A 22,342-nucleotide genomic window follows, 5' to 3' on the forward strand; every position below is an offset into this window, starting at 1 on the left:
TGATAAAGGTCTTTATCTTTCTCTTTTTTAACGAAACAACCGTTACCGTCAGTAGGAATTCCGGAGGAATCAGTCATTGCAAGAGTCTCCAAGGGTCGGTGTTGAAGAATAAATTGGTAGACAGATGTTTTGAGCAAAATCGGAGACACTATGTTTGATGAAAATCAAGTTGTTTCAGACAGATCATCCTCAAATATTGGTACCTGGTCAAGGAGATCAACAGATAATTCTCCCTCATAACCTTAAGAAAATGGTTCAATCGATTGTGAATATCATCCAAGTTTAAGCATTTCAACAGAGGCAAAAATTCAATTATTGAAGCCGGAAAATCTCTCGACCAGGCGATCGCCTCCTCCACCTCAACCACAGCCGGCCCTACCGAATATCCACCTGCTCCCTCACCAGTTTCTCATAGCACACCGAGCAGATCGCGGTCCCGCTGCCGGCATGACTATACGCTGCCACCTGAAGCCCGCAGACCGAGCACCGCCCGAGCAGGCCGGCATCGACCGGCTCGACCTCGTCGAGCGGGATCGCACCGGGCAGGATCTGGACAGCTGCCTGTTCGCGGGCCCGGGCCCGGTTGTAGCAGCCCCGGCAGATATGTCGGCTCCTCTCCTTCGGACCCCGGGCCTGCCGGGCCTGGTATCGTTCGGTGTAGTGCACCACCCGGCCACCACAGACCGGGCATGGCTCGATCAGGGGACCGTCGGCGATCGGAGAGTAGTCGCCCGGGTTCACCTGGGCGAGGGTCAGCGCCGGCGTGGGCGCCGGCTGAGGTGGTAAGGCTTCTGGTGCGGATCTCGAGATCGCGATCGGGGCCGGCTGATCATCCTGGTGGTTTTCAGCAGTTTCAGCAACTTTCAGCACGTTTTCAGCAACTGCTGAAAATGAACCGCTGTTTTTCTGCTCTCCTTTAGTCGATTCGGCGCCGTAAGAATTTATTTCATTTTCATTTTCAGCAAATGCCGAAAAGCGGGAGGGGGGGAGGGAAGACACCCCCTGATCAATTGTGTTGCCCCGCTTTTCTCGATTTGCTGAAAACGTGTTATCCTTATTTTTTTTAATAGAAGATCCTTCTTCCTTTCCGCTGTCAGGTTCAGGATTTGCCGCCGTCTCGTTTTCAGCAGTTGCTGAAAACGTGCTGAAAACGTGCTGAAAATGCTGAAAACGTGGAGGGTCTGGATCGGACCCATCACCACCGTCGCCATCGTCCGGCCGGAGCCATACCAGGCTACCCTTCGACCAGGAGGAATAGATCTCCCGGTTGAACGTGAAGGCCGTTTCTTTTCGGCGGATCGATGAGCCGGCATCCTGGCCGGCCGCGGAGGTGGTCTGGTCGTGGGTCGCCAGCGCCGGGCACTTCTCCAGCAGCCCTGAATACTTCTCCCCGCGGGAGAAGTAGCCCACGAAGGTTCTACGGATCGGCTGGTATGGGATCTGCGTCAATCCCACGATCGTCTGGAACGTGAACTCGGTGAGGCCGGCCCTGTCGATGATGTCGAGGATCTGGGATTCTCGTTTGGTCAGTTTCGTGTCCTGACTGCCGGCCTCACCGTTCAAGGCCGTGAAGATATCACCGGCCGTCTTGAAGTCGTCCGGCGTCGCATAGAGGCGGGTCGTCTCGTTGTCGATGGTGCGCCGGTCCCGCTGAAAGAAGCGGAGGAGGGCGGCAGATCTGATCAGGTCCGCGAGCATGTCGGGGTTTCTCCGGTTCCGGGCTGAGGAGAAACAGATCCGGTGAGCGAACCGGGAGAGGTTCACCTCTACCAGGCCGAGGCCCTGGAGGATCTCCCACATCGCCCGACAGATAGCGACCTGCCGCGGCTCACCGGCCGGCCCGGATTCGTCCCGCGATTCCTGCGCAAGTTTCCGAACGAGGACGGCGCGATCCTGCTCCTCTGACTCGTCCACCCAGACCATCAGCACCCGGTTCTGGACCTGCTCGTCTCCGGTCCCTTCCATCTTCGCAATCCACCAGAGGCAGCGGGCCGGTATCGTCATTTCTATAAATTTCCGCTCGTTGGTCAGGGTTCGATGGATGATCGGTTCTCTAAAGTCGGTCGTGGCCTCCTTCAGCGTCTCCTGTATCGAGTCGCTCAGGTCCTTATCATCTACCAGGATGACGGTCTGAGGCCGGAGGTCGTCCATATAGAAGAGCGACTTATCAGAGAACGACCCTTTGATCTTGTAGTCGTCCGGCACCTGCTTGAGCATGGCCCGGTATCCGTGGCTCTTGCCCTTCCCGCTCTCGCCGGTCGTCATCACGTGCAACCCTTGCGAGTTCCGGACCAGCCGGCTCGCCAGGGAGAGCGCTAGGCACTGCCCGAGAACCGGATCGCCTACGTGGTCCAGGTTGAAGGTTTCGACCATGTAGGTGAGCGGGTCGCCGTGCTCCAGGATCTCCCGGGCCTCGGCCAGAACCTCCGGGTCGGTTTCAGTTTCTTCCTCTGCCGGCACCGGTTCGGAGTCGTCCCGGCCGGCCGCCACTTCCCGTGCTTCGGCTTTCTTCTTCCGCCAGGCTGCCTCCTTCTCTTCATGGGTTGCGGAGACCTTCGCCGGTCTCTCGTACATCTCCCGTAACTCAGGCCACCGCTGTGACCCGCCGCCGCACGAGGCGTGATGGCAACCGGCATAGATCGCCCCGGAAGCGAACTGGATCACGAAGGCCCCGTCGGTGTGGGCCGATGAGAACGGGCAGGAGTCGAGCCGGTACAGGTCCCCGCCCTGGTAGGGCCGGCGATCGCTGAATCCGAGGCCGTGCTCCCGGAGCCAGCCGGCCAGGTCGAGCGTCTCCCCCGGTCCGTGGCCAGTCCCCTTCGCTGAAGGAGCCGGCGCTGCTGGTGCCGGGTCGGTGATCGCCAGGGCCGCGAGCTGCTCCCGTGTCACAATCCCGATCTGATCTGGTACCGAAAGCAGCCGGCTCCGCCGGTGCGGCCGGGATTCGGTGTTGTCCCCTTTTCTCGCGACGGTCCCGTAGACCTTCCAGATCCGCGAAGCGTTGAAGACCGCCGTGTCCACCGAGGCCTTCGCGTCAGAGAAGAGACCGTCGAGGGCGACGAGTGTCGCTTTGATCAGGGCCGTCGCCTGTTCGTCGTTGGGCAGATCCACCCGGTACAGAAGGTGAGCCCCATTACCGGAGTCGCCGGCGACCGGGGCCGGCCATCCCATCTCCCCAAGGGCCGCCGCAATATCAGCCGCCCGTTCCAGCGCCGCCCGGTGCTCCTCGTCGGAGGAGGAGACCCCCGATGGCCGGGCGGGGTCGATGTCGATCAGGAACCAGCGCCGGCTCAGGATGTCGGCGTCGCTCGTCGAGGAGTCCTTCTTGGCGAGCGGTCCCTTGATCCGGTTCGCCCTTCTTGCCAGGAGGTCCGGCAGCACCGGGTTCGGGGTCAGGTAGATCCCGTCCGGGTTCGCCGCGTCCAGGGCGGTGATCGCCTTCTCGGCGGCGTCGAGGTCGTCGAAGTATCCCGATGAAATCCGGTCGCCGGTCCAGCTCCGGACCTCGAAGACCTGGCCCGGGGCGACCAGCACCTCGAGACCCCGGCGGATCTCAGAGCCGGCAGGCATCGTCCCCTCCGATCTCCTGAATCCCGCCCGGGAAGACCGCGAAGTATCGCCATCTGTCCTGCCGGCACCAGATCCAGAGGTCAACGCTGACGACCGGCGAGATGTGCTGCCGGAGCTCATCCAATTCCTCGAAATATGTTGCCGCCACCTCGGCGATCGTTCCGGCTCGCGTCTTCCGTCGGCTGATGCAGACGAACCTGAAATGTCCGCCCTTCATCGCGATCAGGTTCACCCCCGAAATACTACCGTCGGTCCGGGTGACTGTGTACTCGAGTTCCCGCAGACGAAACACTGCTTCATATTCGATGGGATGCCACCGGTGGTAGGGAAAGACCGGCTCCGCTCTAGTATCTTCCGCAATTTCGGTTGACATGGCGCTACCTCACACCGAAGGCATCGGATCGAATCGGGACCTGGTTACACCACGGCCGGCAGCTGCGAGAGCAGCCCGGGGAATAATATACATGAGTCCGGACGGGAGACGGATCGCAATCCCCTCCGGACCTGAGGGTGACAGGACGACCGTCCCGCCAGCATCATAGATGACTGCCGTGTTCCGCAGGAACAACAGATCGCGCAGGGTATTGTGATCGAGATGTACCGCCCGGTTGGTGTGATAGAGCCAGACCGTGCCGTTCAAGCCAGGGGCGAGGGTGATGGCCCTGCCCGGATCCTCCAGAGCATCCGGGATCGCTCCGCGCATGCCTGATGAAAAAACAGATTCGCTCATTTTTCTCTCCCCAATTACGATAATAACATCGCTATCCCCCTATTATTCACATCTGAGTATAAATCTATTGATTCTCAGGATAATGTTAAACTATGTCTATAATCATTTCGCCAAAGAATTGTCCGACTCAAGAGAAAGAAGACGCAGATCTCGTTCTGGACGGTGAAACAGATTTCCAGAAAATCGCCGCAGAGGCCGTGAAAGTTGACAGGTTGATAACAATTCTCGCCGGCACTATTAATGGTAACGGTGGTTTCGCTCCTGACGGGTCCCGGTATCTCCGGCCGGCGGCGGGGGTCACGATCAGTGGGGCCGGCCCCGGGCAGACGACCATCGAGGCGGCCGGGTCGCCGTGCCGGATCGAGATCCCGGAGACCTCGCCGGGGGTGACGCTCGCCGGGTTCAGCGGTGTCGGCTATTTCGGGATCCAGAACTATGCCAGCCGGTTCACCTGCGAGGACGTGGAGATCGCCCACACCCTGGACGGGCAAACCTACCTCCCGTTCGGGAGGGCCGGCGGGTGCACGGCCGCGTTCATGAACTGGGGAAGGGACGGCCAGGTCCTCTCCGACCTGGTGTACCGGCGGTGCACCGCCCGGATGGCCTACCATCATGGCTTCTCCTGCAACACGACCGGCGCCGGCGCTGCCACGTTTCAGCGGGTCCTGTTCGAGGAGTGCCAGGCGATCTCCTGTGGCAGCGGGCAGGAGGGGGACGGAGTACGGGACTGGTCCTGCGGGTTCGACCTGATCGATACCGGCCACCTGCTCGGCCTCACGGTCCGGAAGTGCAGGGCGATCGACTCCTGGCAGTCCGGTTTCCACACGGACGGCTCCTGGGAAGGACACGAGCAGCGGACCGCCGAGCTGCTCTTCGAGGACTGCGAGAGTGAGGGGAACGGTCAGCGGTCCGGGACCACGCCAGCCGAGCTGTACCAGTGCGGCTATTACCTGCAGGACCATGTGATCCTGAACCGGTGCACGGCGAAGAACAACAGAAAGGCCGGCTATCTGTTCAAGAACGAACGGCCGAAGTCCGTCGTGCTCGACTCATGCCGTGACGACGGGAGCGCCTACGGCCTGGTGATCGAGTACGGCGGTGTCGGTATCATCGCCAGGGGGTTCGTCTCGACCGGTGCGACCCGCCGGGTCCTGCAGGCGACCGCGATCGATGCTGATCTGGAGATCGGGATCGTCCGGTTCGCCGGCGATGGCCGGCCCGTGCTGCTCGGGATCACCGAACGGCTGGACTTCGTCGACGCTCCCGCCCATGCGGCCGCCCTCGCTCAGTACCGGGCGATCGGCCGGCCGTTCTCCGGGTCCTTGATCCTGGAGGTGCCTGCCTCTGTCCCGATATCTGATCTGGTCGAGGTTCACCCGCCGTCGGTCAGGTCGGTCGACCTCTCCGGGGTGACGATCCGGGTGCGTGAGGATTCAGGGCCCCGGCCGCCTGTTCCGCCGGCTCCTGTTGTTACGGCTGGCCCGGTTTCGGGTGGTACGGTCTCTTTGACGATGGCCGATGGGGAGGTTGAGGTTTACGAGCTGGTTCGGAAGCCGGCCTGATAAGAATCCCATTGAACAATCTCCGTTCATCAGCGCGAAGGCGCCCGACAGGCGACCTCGGGGGAGGGAGGAACGGTTCAATGAGCTGCCACAATCCATCGCCCACCTCATGAAACCTCATGAAGGCCGATACAGGGCTGAGTGGATATCAATTTTGGGACAACCTCCATCAAAAGTTTTTTTATAAGATGATGTCAAGTTCCGCAATGTAAGGGAGAGGGAAAATGCTTGAAAAACTTGCTGAGAGTTCAGGAAATGTTGTAGGTTACAAAATTGTCGGAAACCTTGAGCCTTCCGATTATGAGAAACTGGAACCGGAAGTAAAAGCATTAGTGGAAAAAGAAGGTTCTCTACGTTTATTGTTTGATTTGACTGGGTACGAAGGAGGAACGGTCGGGGGTTGGATAGCCGATTACAAATTCGGACGTGAGTTCCAAAATAAAATCGAAAAAGTGGCCGTAGTTGGCGATAAGACCTGGGAGGAGTGGCTTACGCATTTGGCCCAAGTCGTTTATGCAATTGATGCCAGGTTTTTCCAATCTTCAGATATCAGCAAGGCCTGGGCTTGGCTTCGAGAATGATCGGTGTACATGCACGGGTTAATTGATGTACAACGAAAAATTATTATTTCCTTTTTTTATTTTTTTACCAGAAGATGACTTTCTAATCCTTGGTTGCCTGCGGCCGTGTAACTAAAAGAGAACTTTTCGGCTCTGTTGAAATGCTTCAACTATGATGACGATTACAACTGATTGAATCACCTTTATGAGATTATGGAGGATCATTTTGACCGTGATCTCCTCGACCTGGCACCACTGTTTTCGTGCCTTCAGGTCATCTCCGAATCTTCTTTTGATGACCAAAAATCAGCGTTTCAACTTTGTTCCTCTGACGATAGCGTTCAGAATCGATTTTGTTATACATCTCCTGTCTGTATTTCCCCGAATAGATCTTCCTTTTCCAGGTCCTGACAGGTATCACCGAATCGGCACCCCTCTCTTCCCTGATCTGTCGATGAAGTCCCTTTGAATCGTATCCTTTATCCATCACATAACACCCGGTTTTTCTGGTCCTCCGGCATTGCCTGAGGAGTGGTTCAGTGTGTTTAATGTCGTGTACTGGTTCCAGGGAGATCTTGGAGAAGAGGATCACCTGCTTGCGTGTATCTACCGCAATCGAAGTTTTCAGGAAGTTTTTCCGGGTCTTTCCTGTCCGCCAGGAGTAATACTAACTGGCGTACGAACTGGTGAATCCCGAAGAATCGATGGCAGTTGTTGGAACAATTTCACCCCAGGAATAAAACAGTTTAAGGGTCCTATTCAAGAATCTCGAAAGAATAATCGAAGTAGTTCGTGCCATGAACTTATGTATGGTCGAGTAGTGGGGAACCTGGTCCAACTGGAGGATCTCTTTGATCCTACCCATCAGATTGATGAGTTCAACCACATCGCGATAGTCAGTACCCAGGGCTTCACGAAAGAGAAGGATCGCCATGAACTGATGCTGAGTATACGTTCTCCTGGAATATTTGCAGGAATAAAGAGGGAAATGGGAGGATCGTAGTACTGAACAGATTTATCTGATAAGTTTGATATACCGGTTCGTTGACATTATCTCTGCTCCTTGTTGTTTGTTTGACCATTAACTCAAGGAACAACGATTCTTATTAGATATTTGCCTTATCGTGGGATCATAGTACCAGTGGGTTTCAACAGAGCCCAAAATACAATAATTCCAGAATCGATAGCGAGGGATGGATTTGAACCATCGGTCTACGGGTTATGAGCCCGTCGGGATATCCTGACTACCCTACCTCGCTTCCTATCTCTGCAGCTACTGTGTGAGGCACCAGTTAAGTAATTTTTGGCTCTGTTGAAATGCTTCAACTATAATGACGATCACGACTGATTGAATCACCTTTGTGAGGTTATAGAGGATCATTTTGACTTTGATCTCCTTGACCTGGTACCACTATTTTTGTGCCGGGAGGGGTTCTCCGAATCTTCGTTTGATGACAAAAACGCCGTTTCAACTTTGTTCCTCTGACGATAGCGTTCAGAATCGATTTTGTTATACATCTCCTGTCTGTATTTCCCTGAATAGATCTTTCCTTTCCAGGTTCTGACAGCTATTACCGAATCGGCACCCATCTCTTCCCTGAGCTGTCGATGAAATTCCTCGGAATCGTATCCTTTATCCATCACATAACACCCGGTTTTTCTGGTCCTCTGGCACTGCCTGAGGAGTGGTTCAGTGTGTTTCGTGTCATGTACTGGTTTTAGCGAGATCTTGGAGAAGAGGATCAATTGCTTGCGTGTATCTACCGCAATCGAAGTTTTCACGAAGTTTTTCGGGTCTTTCCTGTCCGCCAGGAGTAATAATGACTGGCGTACGAACTGGTCGATGTCTTTGATCGGGCTCATCAGATTAATGAGCTCAACCACATCGCGATGGTCAGTACCAAGGGCTTCACGAAAGAGAAGGATCGCGATGAGCGCTGGTGCTAAGCATACGTTATCTTGGAATATTTACCGGAATAAAGAGGGAAATGGGAGGATCGTAGGGCTGAACAGATGTATCTGATAAGTTTGATATACCGGTTCGGTGACATTATTTCTGCTTCTTGGGTGTTGAATTTGTCATTAACTCAAGGAGCAACGATTCTTATGAGATCTTGGCCTTATCGCGGGATCATAGTACCAGGGGGTTTCAACAGAGCCTAAATTTCATAAAGACAAGCGGCGGAACCGCAAGTAGGAATGTCCCGAGCAGCACCGACCCGACATAGAGCGGAGCATTCGAGAAAATTGCCGGAGGGATCAGGCCTACGATAAATGCGAATACAACGCCGATTCCTCCAATACCTCCGACAATCCATACTCCTGCCATTCCACCGGGGATCTTGAACGGCCGCGGCTGGTCCGGCTTGCTGTACCGGAGCTTGATCAGGGATGCAAATATCAGGAAGTACATGATACAGAGCAGTTCGACGGTCATTGCCGACATGATCCAGTACGCCTGGTTGACCGAGGGCAAAATGACGTACAGGAGCGAGATTACTGAACCGATAAGCGCCTGGATGACAAGAATTGCAACGGGCGATCCATATTTGTTGTGCCGGTTGAACATCGGGGGCAGATGCCCGTCAAGTGCCACAACGGGTGCCGCCGAGGCGACGGTACCGACCATCCCAGGATTGAACGATAGTGTGGAATCATGTGAAGACGAACAGGTATCTGTCGATATCATGGGAACCTCCCCCTCTACCATCATCGATCGCTCGTCCACTGCTGTTATCGGCGAAAGGTTTTTCAAAGTGCTGGTCTGGTAGGACTATGAATTGGAATATGCGAGACGATTGTTGAATCTCGCGTCATACCTGACAGCAGGCATGCAGCCCCGGATGACTGCATACCTGGGAGACTTTGATATGAGCACTGCACAATATATCCGATGGTTTGAGGAGATCAGGAACGAAGATGTCGATAGTGTCGGGGGAAAGAACGCTTCACTTGGTGAGATGTATCAGGATCTGACGAAGGAAGGCGTCAGGATCCCGAACGGGTTTGCAATCACCTCCGATGCGTACTGGCATGTTTTGAAATCGAGCGGCATCATTGACGGGATCAAAGATGCATTGGCCGGCCTTGACAAGACCAGTATCGCCGACCTTGCGATCAGGGGGAAAAAAGTGCGGGACCTGATCATAGGAGCCGGCATACCTGACGATATCTGGAGCGAAGTCAGGTCTGCTTATGACAGGCTCTGCGAAGAGTACGGCCCTGACACCGATGTCGCGGTCAGGAGTTCTGCTACCGCAGAAGATCTCCCCACCGCTTCTTTTGCAGGCCAGCAGGAGACCTATCTGAACATCCGCGGATATCTCGCGCTCAGGGAGGCCTGTAGCAAATGTTTTGCGTCCCTGTTCACCGACCGGGCCATATCCTACCGGATCGACCAGGATTTCGATCATTTCAAGGTAGCGCTCTCCATCGGGGTCATGAAGATGGTCCGCTCCGACCTGGCTTCAAGCGGAGTCATCTTCACCCTCGATACCGAGACCGGATTTCGGGATGTTGTCTTTATCACTGGCTCGTATGGTCTTGGCGAGAACATCGTGCAAGGGGTTGTCAACCCCGATGAGTTCTATGTATTCAAACCGACGACTCGGACTGGCCACAACGCCATTGTCAGAAAAAACCTTGGCGATAAGAAGATCAAGATGGTATACGGTCAGGGGACCTCCAAGGACCTGACGAGGAATGTCGAAGTCCCTGAATTGGATAGCCGGCGTTTCTGTATTACGGATGACGAAATCCTCGTGCTGGCACGGTATGCTCTCCGGATTGAGGATCACTATTCGCACAAGGCACACCAGCCAGTCCCGATGGATATTGAATGGGCAAAGGACGGAATAACCGGGGAATTGTTCATCGTGCAGGCACGTCCGGAGACCGTCCATTCCCAGGATGCCAGGGATGTCCTCCTGACCTACTATCTTGAAGAACGGGGGCCGGTGCTTGTAAAGGGAAGAAGCGTCGGCGAAAGGATCGCGTCCGGCAGGGCACGGGTGATCGCCGATGTGAGCCGCCTCCACGAATTCATGCCCGGGGAGATCCTGGTCTCTGATACAACGAACCCGGACTGGGAACCGGTTATGAAAACCGCTGCAGCGATCGTTACCAACCGCGGGGGACGAACCTGCCATGCAGCAATAGTCAGCCGGGAGCTTGGCCTTCCGGCCGTGGTCGGAACCAATGATGCTACAGAAAAGATCAGAACCGGACAGGACGTTACCGTCAACTGCGCTGAGGGAGATGAGGGCGTCGTGTACGAGGGTATCCTGTCGTTTCATGTCGAAAAAATTTCCTTAACTGGTCTCAGGCGCCCAAAAACGGAGATCATGATGAACCTTGGGGAGCCGGACGAGGCATTTTCCTTTTCGATGATTCCGAATGACGGCATCGGTCTTGCAAGGATGGAGTTTGTCATCAGTAATTATATCAAAATTCACCCGATGGCTCTTGTCCACCCGGAAAAAGTCACTGACGAGCGTGTAAAGGCACAGATTGGGGCACTCACGTACGGGTATGATAAACCGGAAGAGTATTTCATCGAAAAATTGTCACAAGGCATCGGAACGATCGCGGCGGCTTTTTACCCGAAGCCGGTCGTGGTCCGGATGAGCGACTTTAAGACCAATGAGTACGCCAACCTGCTCGGGGGGAGTTTTTTTGAGCCACAGGAGGCCAACCCGATGCTCGGTTTCCGTGGCGCGTCCCGGTACTACGACGAGAGATACCGCGAGGGTTTTGCTCTCGAATGCCGTGCGATGAAACGGGTCCGGGATGATATGGGACTTGGGAACCTGATCATCATGATCCCGTTCTGCCGGCGTGTTGATGAGGCTGAAAAAGTTCTGGCCGAGATGGCAAAGAACGGGCTTGTGCGGGGGGAGAATGGGCTCGAGATCTATGTAATGTGTGAAATCCCGAATAACATCCTCCTTATCGATGAATTCAGCCGGTTGTTCGACGGGTTCTCGATCGGGTCGAACGACCTGACCCAGTTGACACTCGGGGTCGACCGGGACTCCGGGCTGGTCGCCCACGATTTCGACGAACGTGACCCGGGCGTGATGAAGTTTGTATCCATGGCAATACAGGGTGCACGGCGGAACGGACGTCACAGTGGGCTCTGTGGACAGGCACCGAGTGATTACCCTGAGTTCGCCGAATTCCTGGTCAGGGAGGGCATAGAATCTATCTCTCTCAACCCGGATTCGGTGATGAAGATCACCCGGAATGTGGTTGAGATGGAGGAGCGTCTTGACCGGGAGAGAACAGAATGAATGTTCCGGTACCATTCCATAAGGCTGGAGACCAGAACTGAATTTGCGGTTGTGTATCAGGATATACCTGATACCATCTTTTAGGAGAACCATGGTTGAAAATTCGGGCTCTGTTGATATGCTTCAACTATGATGACAATCATTACTGATTGAATCACCTTCGTGAGGTTATGGAGGATCATTTTGACCTTGATCTCCTTAACCTGGTACCAATTCGTGCCTTCAGACCCTCTCCGAATCTTCTTTTGATGACTGAAAACGCTGTTTCAACTTTGTTCCTCTCGTGATAGCGTTCAGAATTGAAGTTGATATACATCTCCTGTCTGTATTTCCCTGAGTGGATCTTCCCTTTCCAGATTCTGACAGGTATCACCGAATCGGCATCCCTCTCTTCCCTGATCTGTCGATGAAGTTCCTCGGAATCGTATCCTTTATCCATCACGTAAAACCCGGTTTTCTGGTCCTCTGGCACTGCCTGAGAAGTGGTTCAGTGTGTTTAATGTCGTGTACTGGTTTCAGGGAGATCTTGGAGAAGAGGATCACCCGCTTGCGTGTATCTACCGCAATCGAAGTTTTCACGAAGTTTTTTCGGGTCTTTCCTGTCCGCCAGGAGTAATACTAACTGGCGTACGAACTGGTGAATCCCGAAGAATCGATGGCAGTTGTTGGAACAAATTCACCCCGGGAATATCGAGAGTATCGCAGAAGGAATTCGTGCCATGAACTTCAGGATGGTCTAGTAGTGGGGAACCTGATCCAATTTGAGGATGTCTTTGATCCTGCCCATCAGATTGATGAGTTCAACCACATCGCGAAAGTCAGTACCAAGGGCTTCACGAAGATCAAAGAGCATGCATTCACAAAAAAAGATCATGAGTAAGGATGGATCTTCCTGAATAACCATACCTTGATCTGGTCACTGATCAGGAAGGCTACCAGTGCATATCCCCAGACAATAAGCGCAAGTGACCATCCGATTGGTGTCATGACGAAAATGCCATAAATCGCGATAAGGGTCGCTCCCACCTGCGTAAGTTCAGCCGTGCCAAAGAGAGCAAGCGAGGGGAACGGGCGTTCCCAGAAATGCTGCTGCCCGGTACGGGCAAGATAAATCGTCATATGACCCGCGACAGCCAGCTTCAGGAAGATGAGTGTCTGTATGACGCCGGTATCAAGGTGGAAATATTCTCTTGCTACCCAGAGGAGAGTGAAGCTCGAGACAACCCCAAAAATCCCGAGGATCGTTGCAAGCGTCATGATACGGTTCATCTGCCAGCGCACCGGATTGGGTGCCACCGGTGCGTTGTCGAAGGCAATCATCATGATCGGGAGGTCGTTCAGGATCGCCAGCATGACGATCATGAATGCAGTTACCGGATAGAAGTTCAGTACTACGATACAGAGAGTCAGGAAGATCAGGACCCGGACCGTCTCGGCGATCCGGTAGACTGCATAATTTTCCATCCGCCGGAAGATCTCCCGGCTCCTCTGGATCGCATCGATGATAACCGAAAGCCCGGGTCTCGTTAAGACGACATCCGCCGCAGACTTTGCTGCATCGGTCGCGCCGGCGACGGCGATGCCGGTATCCGCCTGGCGGAGAGCTGGCGCATCATTCACGCCATCCCCGGTCATACCGACGATATGGCCTCCTGTCTGCAGGGCTTTCACGATATTGAACTTGTCCTCCGGAAGAACCTGGGCAAACCCGTCTACAGACTCCAGCTGTTTTTGCACATCTTCTCCATCCCCGGCGATCAATGCAGTCCGGGGAAGGATGTTCTGGCCGAGGCCCACCTTCGCAGAGATCTCCTTGGCAATGGCACTATGATCCCCTGTCACCATCTTCACGTTCACGCCAAGGTTTTTTGCCTCGGTTATGGTGGCTGCAGAATCCTCGCGGGGCGGATCGAAAAGGCCGATCAGGCCAAGGTATTTCCATATACCGTCCGGCCCTTTTCGTGCAACGCCGAGCGCACGGTACCCTTTCTCTGCAAACTCCTGCACCCACGCATTCAGCACGGCGGGATCATTCCCGGAGGTCCCCACAAGCGCAGTGATTGCCTGAGGGGCACCCTTTGCCACCTCCTCTTCCGCTCCGTCGGCGTTCCTGACCGTCGCCTTTGCATACTTTGAGACCGGATCGAACGGCACAAAATCGATGACATCGTACCCTTTCGTACCCGGCTCACCTGGGGTTGCGGTGGATACCTCCTCTTCTATAATCGCCTTATCGATGGGATCGTTGCTCTCTTTGGGGGAGGCCAGTGCTGCCGCGCTGATAACATCCTGTTCCGAAATCCCCGGAAATGTCCTGATATCACCGATGGTAATGGAATTCTGTGTAATCGTCCCGGTCTTATCGGCACAGAGGATATCCATGCCGGCCAACTCTTCTATCGCAGTGAGCCGGCTGACAATCGCCTCTTTTTTTGCAAGGGCCGTGGCACCGACAGCAAGTGTCACGGTCAGTACCGCCGGAAGTGCTGCGGGAATTGCCGCTACAACGAGGATAAGGGAGAACTGAATTGTTTCCAGAAAGGATTCGGATCTCAGGAGTGCAACGACAATAACGATGCTGACCAGCGCTATTGCGAGGATGATGAGATAGTTGCCGATCCGCTCGACAGCAGCCTTAAAATGGCTTCGCGGAGGTTTCGCCTGGACCAGCCGGGCGGTCTTGCCAAAGAAGGTGTTCCCCCCGATCGTGGTGACACTCGCATCCATCTCACCCTGCCGGGCGATCGATCCGGAATATACCAGATCGCCAGGCTTCTTCTCAACCGGGAGGGATTCACCGGTCAGTGCCGATTCATCGACCAGGAGATATTTTCCTTTGCCAAGGATGGCGTCTGCCGGCACAATATCCCCCAGCCGGATATGAACGAGATCGCCGGGCACGAGTTCACGGGCCGGGATCTCCTGCCAGGTGCCGTCACGGAGTGCACGGGCACCGGGTGCGAGCTGCATTTTTAAGAGTTCAATGGCGTTCTCGGCCTTTCGCTCCTGGAGAAATCCGACTACTGCGTTGGTCATGAGGAGAAGGAGAATGATGGCAAAGTCCTCCCAGTGTGAAATAACTGCCGAGAGGATGGCAGCGATCTCGATCATCCATGGGATCGGACCCCAGAAATAGGACAGGAATTTGAGCAGCGGATTTTTCTTTTCTTCCATGATGTCATTGAAACCGTACTGTTTCCTGAGTTCAATGACCGCTGCACTGGTCAGCCCTGTCCTGGATCCCTGGGCGGGTTGCGCCAATTCTGCTGGCGTATCTGTAGGTGCTGCACTATCTGTCATGGACAACGATCTCCGGTTATACCTGCTCTACTAAGTCCATGATTCTTTATATCTTTCGATGGCCGGATCTTCCATAATTCTTCCCCCACCTCGGCCAAATCCTGGATTCGATGAAATAACGGGTATCTTCATCCACAACAGCCTCGCAGAGTCAACTGGGCAGAGAGCGCCGAGGGGAAATCTCATCAGGATCCTCCGCATATATCTCCAACTGTCCATCGGAGGATCCGGGTTGGAGCACAAGAGGGAATGATATGGTTGCGGCTGCGGAGGGTGTTCTGGAAGATCTCAGGGAGGATGAGGCGGACCTGGTGGGGCCGGCGAATGATGCACGGCGGGTGACATCAGAGGATCTGCTCAGAGCCCTCCCGGAGACGACCGTCATCGACCTGCCGCTCCTGCTCCTGACCGGGGTCGCGACCATCGTCGCCCTGGTCGGCCTCTTCCTGAACAACGTGGCGATCATCATCGGCGCCATGGTCGTCTCGCCACTCCTCTCCCCGATCACCGGATTCATACTCGAACTGACGGTGGGTCGGCCGATCCGGGCCTTCGCTCACCTTCGAACCCTCCTCCTGCTCCTCATCACGGTCATCGTTCTCTCGGCCGTGGTCACTGCTGTCCTCTTTACCCAGGGGCCGGTCGTCTTCACCCCACAGATCCTCGCCCGGTTCGAGCGTCGCGATGTCTATCTCGTGATGGCTGTACTGCTCGGGTTCGCCGCGATGGTCGCCCAGGTCAAGGGTTTCCACGAGAGCCTGGTCGGGATCGGCATTGCGGCTTCTCTGCTTCCGCCCGCTGCCGTCGCAGGGATCGCGCTCGCCCTCTTTCAGACCAGTGCCTTATCGGCCCTGACCCTCGCGCTCGACAACATCATCGGAGTGATGATCGGCGGGTTTCTTGGTGTCTTCTTTCTCAAGCTCGGGCCTGGGAGAGAGAACCTGCCTCTCATGGCCAGACAAAAACTGTTCAGAACCCTCGGGATCCTGTTCGTGCTGTTCCTGCTGCTCTACCTGGACCTTATCTTCACAGCCTGATTCAAATTGGCTGTACCTTCCCATGGAGCCCGTCCATCGGTGGGGATGCGACGGAACATGAATAGAAGAGCAGACAGGGAAACTCCTAAATAGCGAGCCCTTCCATCTCAAGTCGATGCACCCCCGTCTGATGATAGCCGCCCTTGTCCTCCTGGTAGTCTGCGGCGGAACACTCGCAAGTGCGGCTGGAAATGGCACGTTCACCCTGTCGAACGCAAACGCGTCGCCTGGGGAGAACGGCGTGACGACGCTGTCACTCAATGCCAGCTGGGAGCCGCCGGCCTCGGATATCTGGCTGAATGTGCAGTATGACCCGGCCGTCATACGGTATGAGAGCACCCGTTTCCTGGTCGGCGGGACGGTCTCGGCAACCCGGACCCAGGCCGGCAATGTTGTCATTCAACTCGTCGAACCCATCGAAGGATTCCGGACCGGGCCGATCGCTGAGCTCACCTTTTCTGGTCTGAAAAACGGCAGTTCGCCCCTGGGGATCGAACTCGATCATGTTCGGAACTACCCGGTGGGCCGGCCTGTCGAGATCACGGGTTCGGCCATGACGGTGGAAGGACGATTCGACGTTCTGACGCCTGCTGCAGAGACCCCGACGCCGACGACACGTCAGCCGACTGCAACCCCTACTCCGGCACCGACCACCTTTCCATCGACCATCGCACGCACCCCGAAACCTTCGATTACCATCCTTTATGGCGACGACTATACGGGGGTGGTCTCACCGACAAAGACGGTCGCCCCAACCGGGGCGGGCAACCAGACGATCGCCATGATCCTGGAGAACAATCCGAACTTTTCCATGTTCCTGAACGCGACCCTGATCGCAGGAATGGCCGGAACCCTGGACGGGCCGGGACCTCTGACGGCCTTCATTCCAACAAATAGCGCCTTTGACGCACTGCCACCCGGTACACTCAATGACCTGCTCGGAAACCGGACCGCTCTCGTCAGACTGCTGAATTATCACCTTGCACCGGGGACGCTGACGATCGCAGACGTGACCACGCAGGCGTCGGTGAAGACTCTGAATGGCGAGTCGCTCCAGGTGAACATCCGGCCGGGCGGGGCTGTGGGGATCGACGGAGCGAACCTGACCCTGCTTGATATCCCCGCGAGCAACGGGATGGTCCATATCGTCGACGGCGTGCTGATCCCGCCGGACCTGATGCCGGCGACAACCCCCACCACCATCGCGATCCCGTCGACGACGAAAACAGAGACCACCTCGGTCCTGGTGACCCGGGCCGGCCCCAGTGGGGCCCTTGTGACGATGGAAGTGTTGTTCGTGCTGGCGCTCCTCGGTCTGCGCAGACGACGGTGATCCTGCCGGAAGCATGTCTCGCAGAGCGAGCGCCGCCCGACCTTCCGATCCCCTCGGGTTCACTCCCCTGAATCGATGCAGGTCCCGTTGGCGTCGTAGGTACCATATTCCCCCCTGTAGAGCCAGTTCCGATAGATGATGGGCGTGGTCACCGTCGTCAGCAGACTCATGAGGATCAGGACGACATATATCCCCTGGTCGATGATGCCGGCATTCAGCCCGATCAGGGCGACGATCATCGCTACTTCGCCTCGGGGAGCCATCCCAAAACCGACGATCAGGGAGTCCTTCCTGCACAATCCTCCGAGCCATGCGGGAAGTGCGCATCCGAGAACCTTGGTGATGACGGCCACGACTGTCAGTACAATGAGGAAGACCACGATCTCCGGGGTGACCGCCCGGAGATCTACGAGGATCCCCAGCGATACAAAGAAGATCGATGCAAAGATGATCTGGAGATATTCGGCCCCTTCCTTCAGACTCTTACTCTGGTTCAGCTCCACATCCTTGAACGAGACGCCGGCGATGAATGCGCCGACGATCGCCGAGAGGCCGACCATCTCGGCACAGATGGCATAGAAGAACGCGAACATCATCGCAAAGATGAAGATGAACTCTGGATACCGCTTCACAAAATCGGTTCTGTCAAGGCGGACGAGATACTTGCCGATCACCAGGGTTCCCAACCCGGCCCCGATGGCGATGAACAGCAGCGCTTTTATCGTGATCAGGGCGATCCCTGTGTACGAGAACGAGCCTTCGACGACAGAGGTACTGATGGCGAGAACGATCAGTGCAAGGACATCGTCGATGACTGCGGCCCCGATGATCGCTTTGGCTGCCTCGGTCTGAAGTTTATTAAGCTCCCTGAGCACGTTCGCCGTGATGGCGATGCTGGTGGCCGTCAGGGCGGTGCCGATGAAGATCGCACTGGCCGAGTCATAGCCGAAGAGGACTGCCAGTCCCCAGCCGCCGATCCACGGCAGAATCACCCCCAATACGGCGATGGCGAAATTACGTGGGTGCACAATCTCGCGAAGGCTGAACTCAAACCCGATGACAAAGAGGAGTACGACCGCACCAAGATGGGCGAGGCTCTTGATAAAGTCGGTGTAGGTGATCCAGCCCAGTACGCTGGGGCCCACCAGGATCCCGACGAGGATCAATCCTATAACCGCAGACTGGTTGATCCGTGATGCAAGAAGATACCCCCCGAGGGCTACAAACAACAGGAGGCTCATCTGGAATTCCGGCGAAATGAAGAGGTCTTCCATCGGATACAACTTGGCGGAGTCCAGTACATAGTCCTTCCGATTACCCCACTGGAAATGTTTTTGACTCCATTGGATAATGATGGAGATCGATACCGGCATGCAGGTCGTACTGTTTTGAACGTGGTGTAGGTGTTTTCACCAACGAATCTCCATACCTCGGGCTTTCATCTTTCTTTCCAAAGTACATTCTATCGCATTTAACCAATTATTAAACTGAAGTTTTTTCAATTTTCATCTGAAATAATCGTCACTGCTTGAAGATCTCTGGATAATCTTGGAATTGTTGCGAGGATCTGGGACAAGTTAGGAATCTGAGATACTCCTCAAGAAGCCCTCACAAATTGAAGTACTCGAAAATAGGAATATTTTGCTAAAATAACAGATACGTTAATATTTTTCTCTCACCCTCAGGAAGAACCCAGATCAGTTATCTTTTCTCGCACAGAAGTTACATTTTTGAGGACAATCAAGACAGATGAGATCAAACCATTTCGATCTTTCTCTGGAATGAATGTAGTATCCATCAGCATCTCAACTCCCTCATACTGAATGGAAAAGAGTTCTTGTATTGGAATGCCTGATAAAAATACCGATCTATATCGATTACAAACAGGAAAAAAAGGTTTCATCTCATGAACGTGGCTGATATTTGACCCGATTAGGATTTCAGGGCTGATACCGATCAACCGCCCTAATGACTGATTAACGTACAAAATCGTTCCTTCGCGATTGATTACTATGATATTGTCCAGTGCATTCTCGGCAATACCCCGCAGCAACTCACCCTCATCACGATTTTTCTCTTCATTCTCACGGATAGTTGTAATGTCACGAATCGATTGAATCACTCCGAAAATCTCACCCTCTTCATCATAATAAGGTGTTACTTTCACCCAGTAGACTCGTTTGCTCCCATCCTGGCGATATGCAATTGTCTCTGCAGTCAACGCTTCCCCATCCCGTTGAACTTCCTTAAAAAATGCATTAATTTCAGGATTATACCGATTGAATATCAGGTCTGCAAGTACCGGACGATTATATTCATAGATATCGGGGATGCATGCATCAATCGGCCTACCAATAGCTTCCTTTGATAAGAGACCTGTCATGGATTCCATCTGCTTGTTCCAGAGAATTATGTATCTGCGTTTATCAATAGCAAAGGTTGGATCAGGAAGATGATCCAATATCCATCCCATCTGTTTTTGTGACTGGATAATCTGCTGTTCACGGGCGATGAGATCAGTTATATCAAACCCGGCAAGGATCATGCTCGCCCCACCCTTTCCTTTCTTTATACTGATGAGATTCCAGGAGTAGATGAATGAAGAGACCTGGTTATGTATGAGAAGTGGCGACTCCCATTGAGAGAAATTCACTACTCCATCCCTCACCTCTTTGATCCGGTCAACGATATGTTCTCCATGTTTATCGAAGATGGGAAAGAGTTTACTCAGAGCGATTGGAGGTTTCTGTTCCCCATCATTCAGATTGGCACATTCTGACGCGTAATGATTACAGAAGACAACCCTCCCGGCAGTATTAATCTTCAAAATAATTACCCGAACATTCTGGAGGAGATCCCGGATTGTCCGTTCACGACTGGATAACTCCCGCACCGTATTTTTTGCCTTCTCCAGATTATGAGAGAGGTCAGAGTGGATTCTGGACAATTTTTTTTGATACTCTGACTCGATATCCTTGTTTTGAACCTTACTGGAGAAGAGATCTGTCTGATCGGAAACAATAAGAGCAATTCCTGTACCTCCCTCAGGTAATTGCAGGGGGATTATTCGATAATGAAGAGACCGTTCAGCTCCGTCTCCGGAAATTAGTATCACTCCTTCAGATGGCATTTCAGGGGGATATTTCAGAGACTCAATAACATCATCAGAAAGAACACCAGGTATTTTGGAGTATATGAGCGACTTCCCCTTCAAATCACAGGCATCAAGAGAGAATAATTTGCAGAAAGCCGGATTGACCTCTCGTATCAAACCTTCAGAATCCAGTTCCAACACTCCTTCATCCAGAATTGCGAGGAGCTCCGAACTTTGAACTTTGAATGATGCTCGATATATTTTTGCCGGACCAAGAGATCGCCGTTCCGCTCTTCCCGCATGGTAAAGAGATTCCAAATACCGGGCTGCAGTGGTTCGTGTAATCTTGAGATGATGGGATACATCCTCTATGGTCAATCCTTCCCGGTGTTCTAAAAGAATTGAAAAAATCCGGTCTTCATACATTCCGATGGACAATAAGTTATCCCCTTGAACTGAGAACTTTCTTCTGAATACAATTTATATCTTCCGCCAATTCTTTGCCAGTTGGATGATCACTTACAGTGACTAAACAGGATTAATTATAAATATAATTATCCTAAATCATATCATAATTGGAATTTTCACACCACATTCCATATTGATCATCAACTCATGTTGCTATTGTCCTGTGGGTCTTACCCCCTACACTCAGAGTTCAGTTGTTTAACCATCAAAAGGTGAATAAAGAGATGAAAGGAAAATATATTACCGATATCACCCGTGTTCCGTTCTTTCAGACGCTGAAAAAAAAGGATCAGGAATTAATACAACAGGTTACTTCGCTGTATCCATTTCGTGCATCTGAACACTACCTCTCAATGATAGACTGGAATAACCCCAACGACCCATTAAAACGGATCATATTTCCCCATCCTGAAGAATTGGATATGACCGGGAGTCATGATCCTTCCCATGAGAAGCAGTATACCGTTCAACAGGGATTGCAGCATAAATATCCACAAACTGCCCTGTTATTATTATCTGATGAATGCGGGGGCATCTGCCGATTTTGCTTTAGAAAACGGCTCTTTATGGATTGTCCCCGTCAAACAATCAGGGATTATGTACCAGCCCTCGGATACATCCGGGATCATCCGGAACTAACAGATGTTCTTCTCACCGGTGGAGACCCCCTGATTCTCTCAACAACCCGGTTGAAGAATGTAATACAGGAAGTCCGGGAGATTGATCATGTGAGCATCATAAGAATCGGGACAAAGATGCTTGCATATAATCCATATCGAATAACAGAGGACCGTGAGCTTGTTTCTCTCATCCAGAGTGAATCAACCCCTGGAAAAAAGATCTACTTCATGGCACACTTCAACCATCCATCTGAGATATCACCACAATCTATTGAAGCGATACGTCTGCTTCAGCAGGCAGGTGCTGTGGTGGTAAATCAGACACCGGTCATTGAGGGTGTAAACACTGACCCTGCAGTCATGGCTGATCTGTTCAAAAAATTATCATTCATCGGAGTATCTCCCTATTATGTTTACCAATGTCGTCCGACGATCGGAAACAGGGTCTTCACTGTCCCGGTAGAGAGGTCATATCAGGTCATGCAGTCTGCTTTCCAGCGATGCTCAGGTCTTGCAAAACGTGCACGATTCATCATGTCTCACTGCACCGGTAAAATTGAGGTGGTCGGGCAGAACAGTACCAATATTTTCATGCGGTATCACCAGGCAGCCAATCCAGATGATTACAACACGTTTATGATCACTCAATCAAATCCACAGGCTCGATGGTTTGACGATTACGTGCCCCTGGCACCGAGTAAAGATCCCACCTATGAATGGTCGTTTGAAAGTGACCTCGACACTCACCGCGGGACAATAACCTTTTGATCAGGTTGT

General features: G+C 53.5%; 13 protein-coding genes, 1 tRNA gene and 3 pseudogenes. 6 read left to right on the plus strand and 11 right to left on the minus strand.

Features of this window, described 5'->3' with window-relative positions; all coding sequences use genetic code 11:
- Positions 1 to 375: 375 nt before the first annotated feature.
- The 3 genes from ACFKSJ_RS03035 to ACFKSJ_RS03045 are packed head-to-tail and all read right to left on the minus strand — an operon-like array spanning position 376 to position 4,300.
- Positions 376 to 3,570 carry a hypothetical protein gene (locus tag ACFKSJ_RS03035; protein WP_440950800.1) on the minus strand — a complete coding sequence of 1,065 codons (3,195 nt, stop codon included), beginning with the start codon at positions 3,568 to 3,570 and terminating at the stop codon, positions 376 to 378.
- Positions 3,554 to 3,943 carry a hypothetical protein gene (locus ACFKSJ_RS03040; RefSeq protein WP_440950801.1) on the minus strand — a complete coding sequence of 130 codons (390 nt, stop codon included), beginning with the start codon at positions 3,941 to 3,943 and terminating at the stop codon, positions 3,554 to 3,556. Before ACFKSJ_RS03040 ends, ACFKSJ_RS03035 begins: the two co-directional genes overlap by 17 nt.
- Positions 3,944 to 3,952: 9 nt before the next feature.
- On the minus strand, positions 3,953 to 4,300 hold the full coding sequence (locus ACFKSJ_RS03045) for a hypothetical protein (RefSeq protein WP_440950802.1): 348 nt from the start codon (positions 4,298 to 4,300) through the stop codon (positions 3,953 to 3,955).
- A gap of 197 nt (positions 4,301 to 4,497) precedes the next feature.
- Between ACFKSJ_RS03045 and ACFKSJ_RS03050 the strand changes: the two genes are divergently transcribed.
- The gene (locus ACFKSJ_RS03050) at positions 4,498 to 5,862 is read left to right on the plus strand and encodes a right-handed parallel beta-helix repeat-containing protein (RefSeq protein ID WP_440950803.1); all 1,365 of its coding nucleotides are present in this window, start codon (positions 4,498 to 4,500) and stop codon (positions 5,860 to 5,862) included.
- A gap of 224 nt (positions 5,863 to 6,086) precedes the next feature.
- On the plus strand, positions 6,087 to 6,443 hold the full coding sequence (locus tag ACFKSJ_RS03055; protein ID WP_440950804.1) for an STAS/SEC14 domain-containing protein: 357 nt from the start codon (positions 6,087 to 6,089) through the stop codon (positions 6,441 to 6,443).
- Positions 6,444 to 6,554: 111 nt separating this feature from the next.
- On the opposite strand, the pseudogene ACFKSJ_RS03060 reads toward ACFKSJ_RS03055, so the two are convergent.
- From ACFKSJ_RS03060 to ACFKSJ_RS03075, 4 genes and pseudogenes are all read right to left on the minus strand, one after another.
- Positions 6,555 to 7,437 (minus strand): annotated as a pseudogene (locus ACFKSJ_RS03060) (IS5 family transposase).
- Positions 7,438 to 7,606: 169 nt separating this feature from the next.
- Positions 7,607 to 7,681 (minus strand) — tRNA-Met (locus ACFKSJ_RS03065).
- Between the two features lie 14 nt (positions 7,682 to 7,695).
- A pseudogene (locus ACFKSJ_RS03070) lies at positions 7,696 to 8,473 on the minus strand (IS5 family transposase).
- 98 nt (positions 8,474 to 8,571) lie between these two features.
- Positions 8,572 to 9,132, minus strand: a complete 561-nt coding sequence (locus ACFKSJ_RS03075; RefSeq protein WP_440950805.1) for an amino acid permease — start codon at positions 9,130 to 9,132, stop codon at positions 8,572 to 8,574.
- A gap of 133 nt (positions 9,133 to 9,265) precedes the next feature.
- Here ACFKSJ_RS03075 and ppsA point away from each other — a divergent pair, with 133 nt between their 5' ends.
- On the plus strand, positions 9,266 to 11,713 hold the full coding sequence (ppsA, locus tag ACFKSJ_RS03080) for a phosphoenolpyruvate synthase (RefSeq protein WP_440950806.1): 2,448 nt from the start codon (positions 9,266 to 9,268) through the stop codon (positions 11,711 to 11,713).
- An 80-nt stretch (positions 11,714 to 11,793) separates the two neighbouring features.
- Here the strand turns inward: ppsA and ACFKSJ_RS03085 are convergent.
- Positions 11,794 to 12,551, minus strand: a pseudogene (locus ACFKSJ_RS03085) (IS5 family transposase); the annotation flags it as partial.
- A 32-nt stretch (positions 12,552 to 12,583) separates the two neighbouring features.
- Entirely contained in the window at positions 12,584 to 15,013 is a 2,430-nt protein-coding gene (locus ACFKSJ_RS03090) for a plasma-membrane proton-efflux P-type ATPase (protein ID WP_440950807.1), read from the minus strand.
- 254 nt (positions 15,014 to 15,267) lie between these two features.
- Between ACFKSJ_RS03090 and ACFKSJ_RS03095 the strand changes: the two genes are divergently transcribed.
- Both ACFKSJ_RS03095 and ACFKSJ_RS03100 read left to right on the plus strand, forming a co-directional pair.
- Complete coding sequence (locus ACFKSJ_RS03095) at positions 15,268 to 16,050, plus strand: TIGR00341 family protein (protein ID WP_440950808.1); 783 nt, start codon at positions 15,268 to 15,270, stop codon at positions 16,048 to 16,050.
- A 115-nt stretch (positions 16,051 to 16,165) separates the two neighbouring features.
- Entirely contained in the window at positions 16,166 to 17,383 is a 1,218-nt protein-coding gene (locus ACFKSJ_RS03100; RefSeq protein ID WP_440950809.1) for a fasciclin domain-containing protein, read from the plus strand.
- Between the two features lie 59 nt (positions 17,384 to 17,442).
- Here the strand turns inward: ACFKSJ_RS03100 and ACFKSJ_RS03105 are convergent, their stop codons facing one another.
- Positions 17,443 to 18,657 (minus strand): cation:proton antiporter, encoded by a 1,215-nt coding sequence (locus tag ACFKSJ_RS03105; RefSeq protein ID WP_440950810.1) that lies wholly within the window; start codon positions 18,655 to 18,657, stop codon positions 17,443 to 17,445.
- Between the two features lie 407 nt (positions 18,658 to 19,064).
- On the minus strand, positions 19,065 to 20,903 hold the full coding sequence (locus ACFKSJ_RS03110; RefSeq protein WP_440950811.1) for a PAS domain S-box protein: 1,839 nt from the start codon (positions 20,901 to 20,903) through the stop codon (positions 19,065 to 19,067).
- 266 nt (positions 20,904 to 21,169) lie between these two features.
- Between ACFKSJ_RS03110 and ACFKSJ_RS03115 the strand changes: the two genes are divergently transcribed.
- Complete coding sequence (locus ACFKSJ_RS03115) at positions 21,170 to 22,333, plus strand: KamA family radical SAM protein (protein ID WP_440950812.1); 1,164 nt, start codon at positions 21,170 to 21,172, stop codon at positions 22,331 to 22,333.
- Positions 22,334 to 22,342: the final 9 nt, after the last annotated feature.

Source organism: Methanosphaerula subterraneus, assembly GCF_052055875.1.
Lineage (GTDB): Archaea > Halobacteriota > Methanomicrobia > Methanomicrobiales > Methanospirillaceae > Methanosphaerula > Methanosphaerula subterraneus.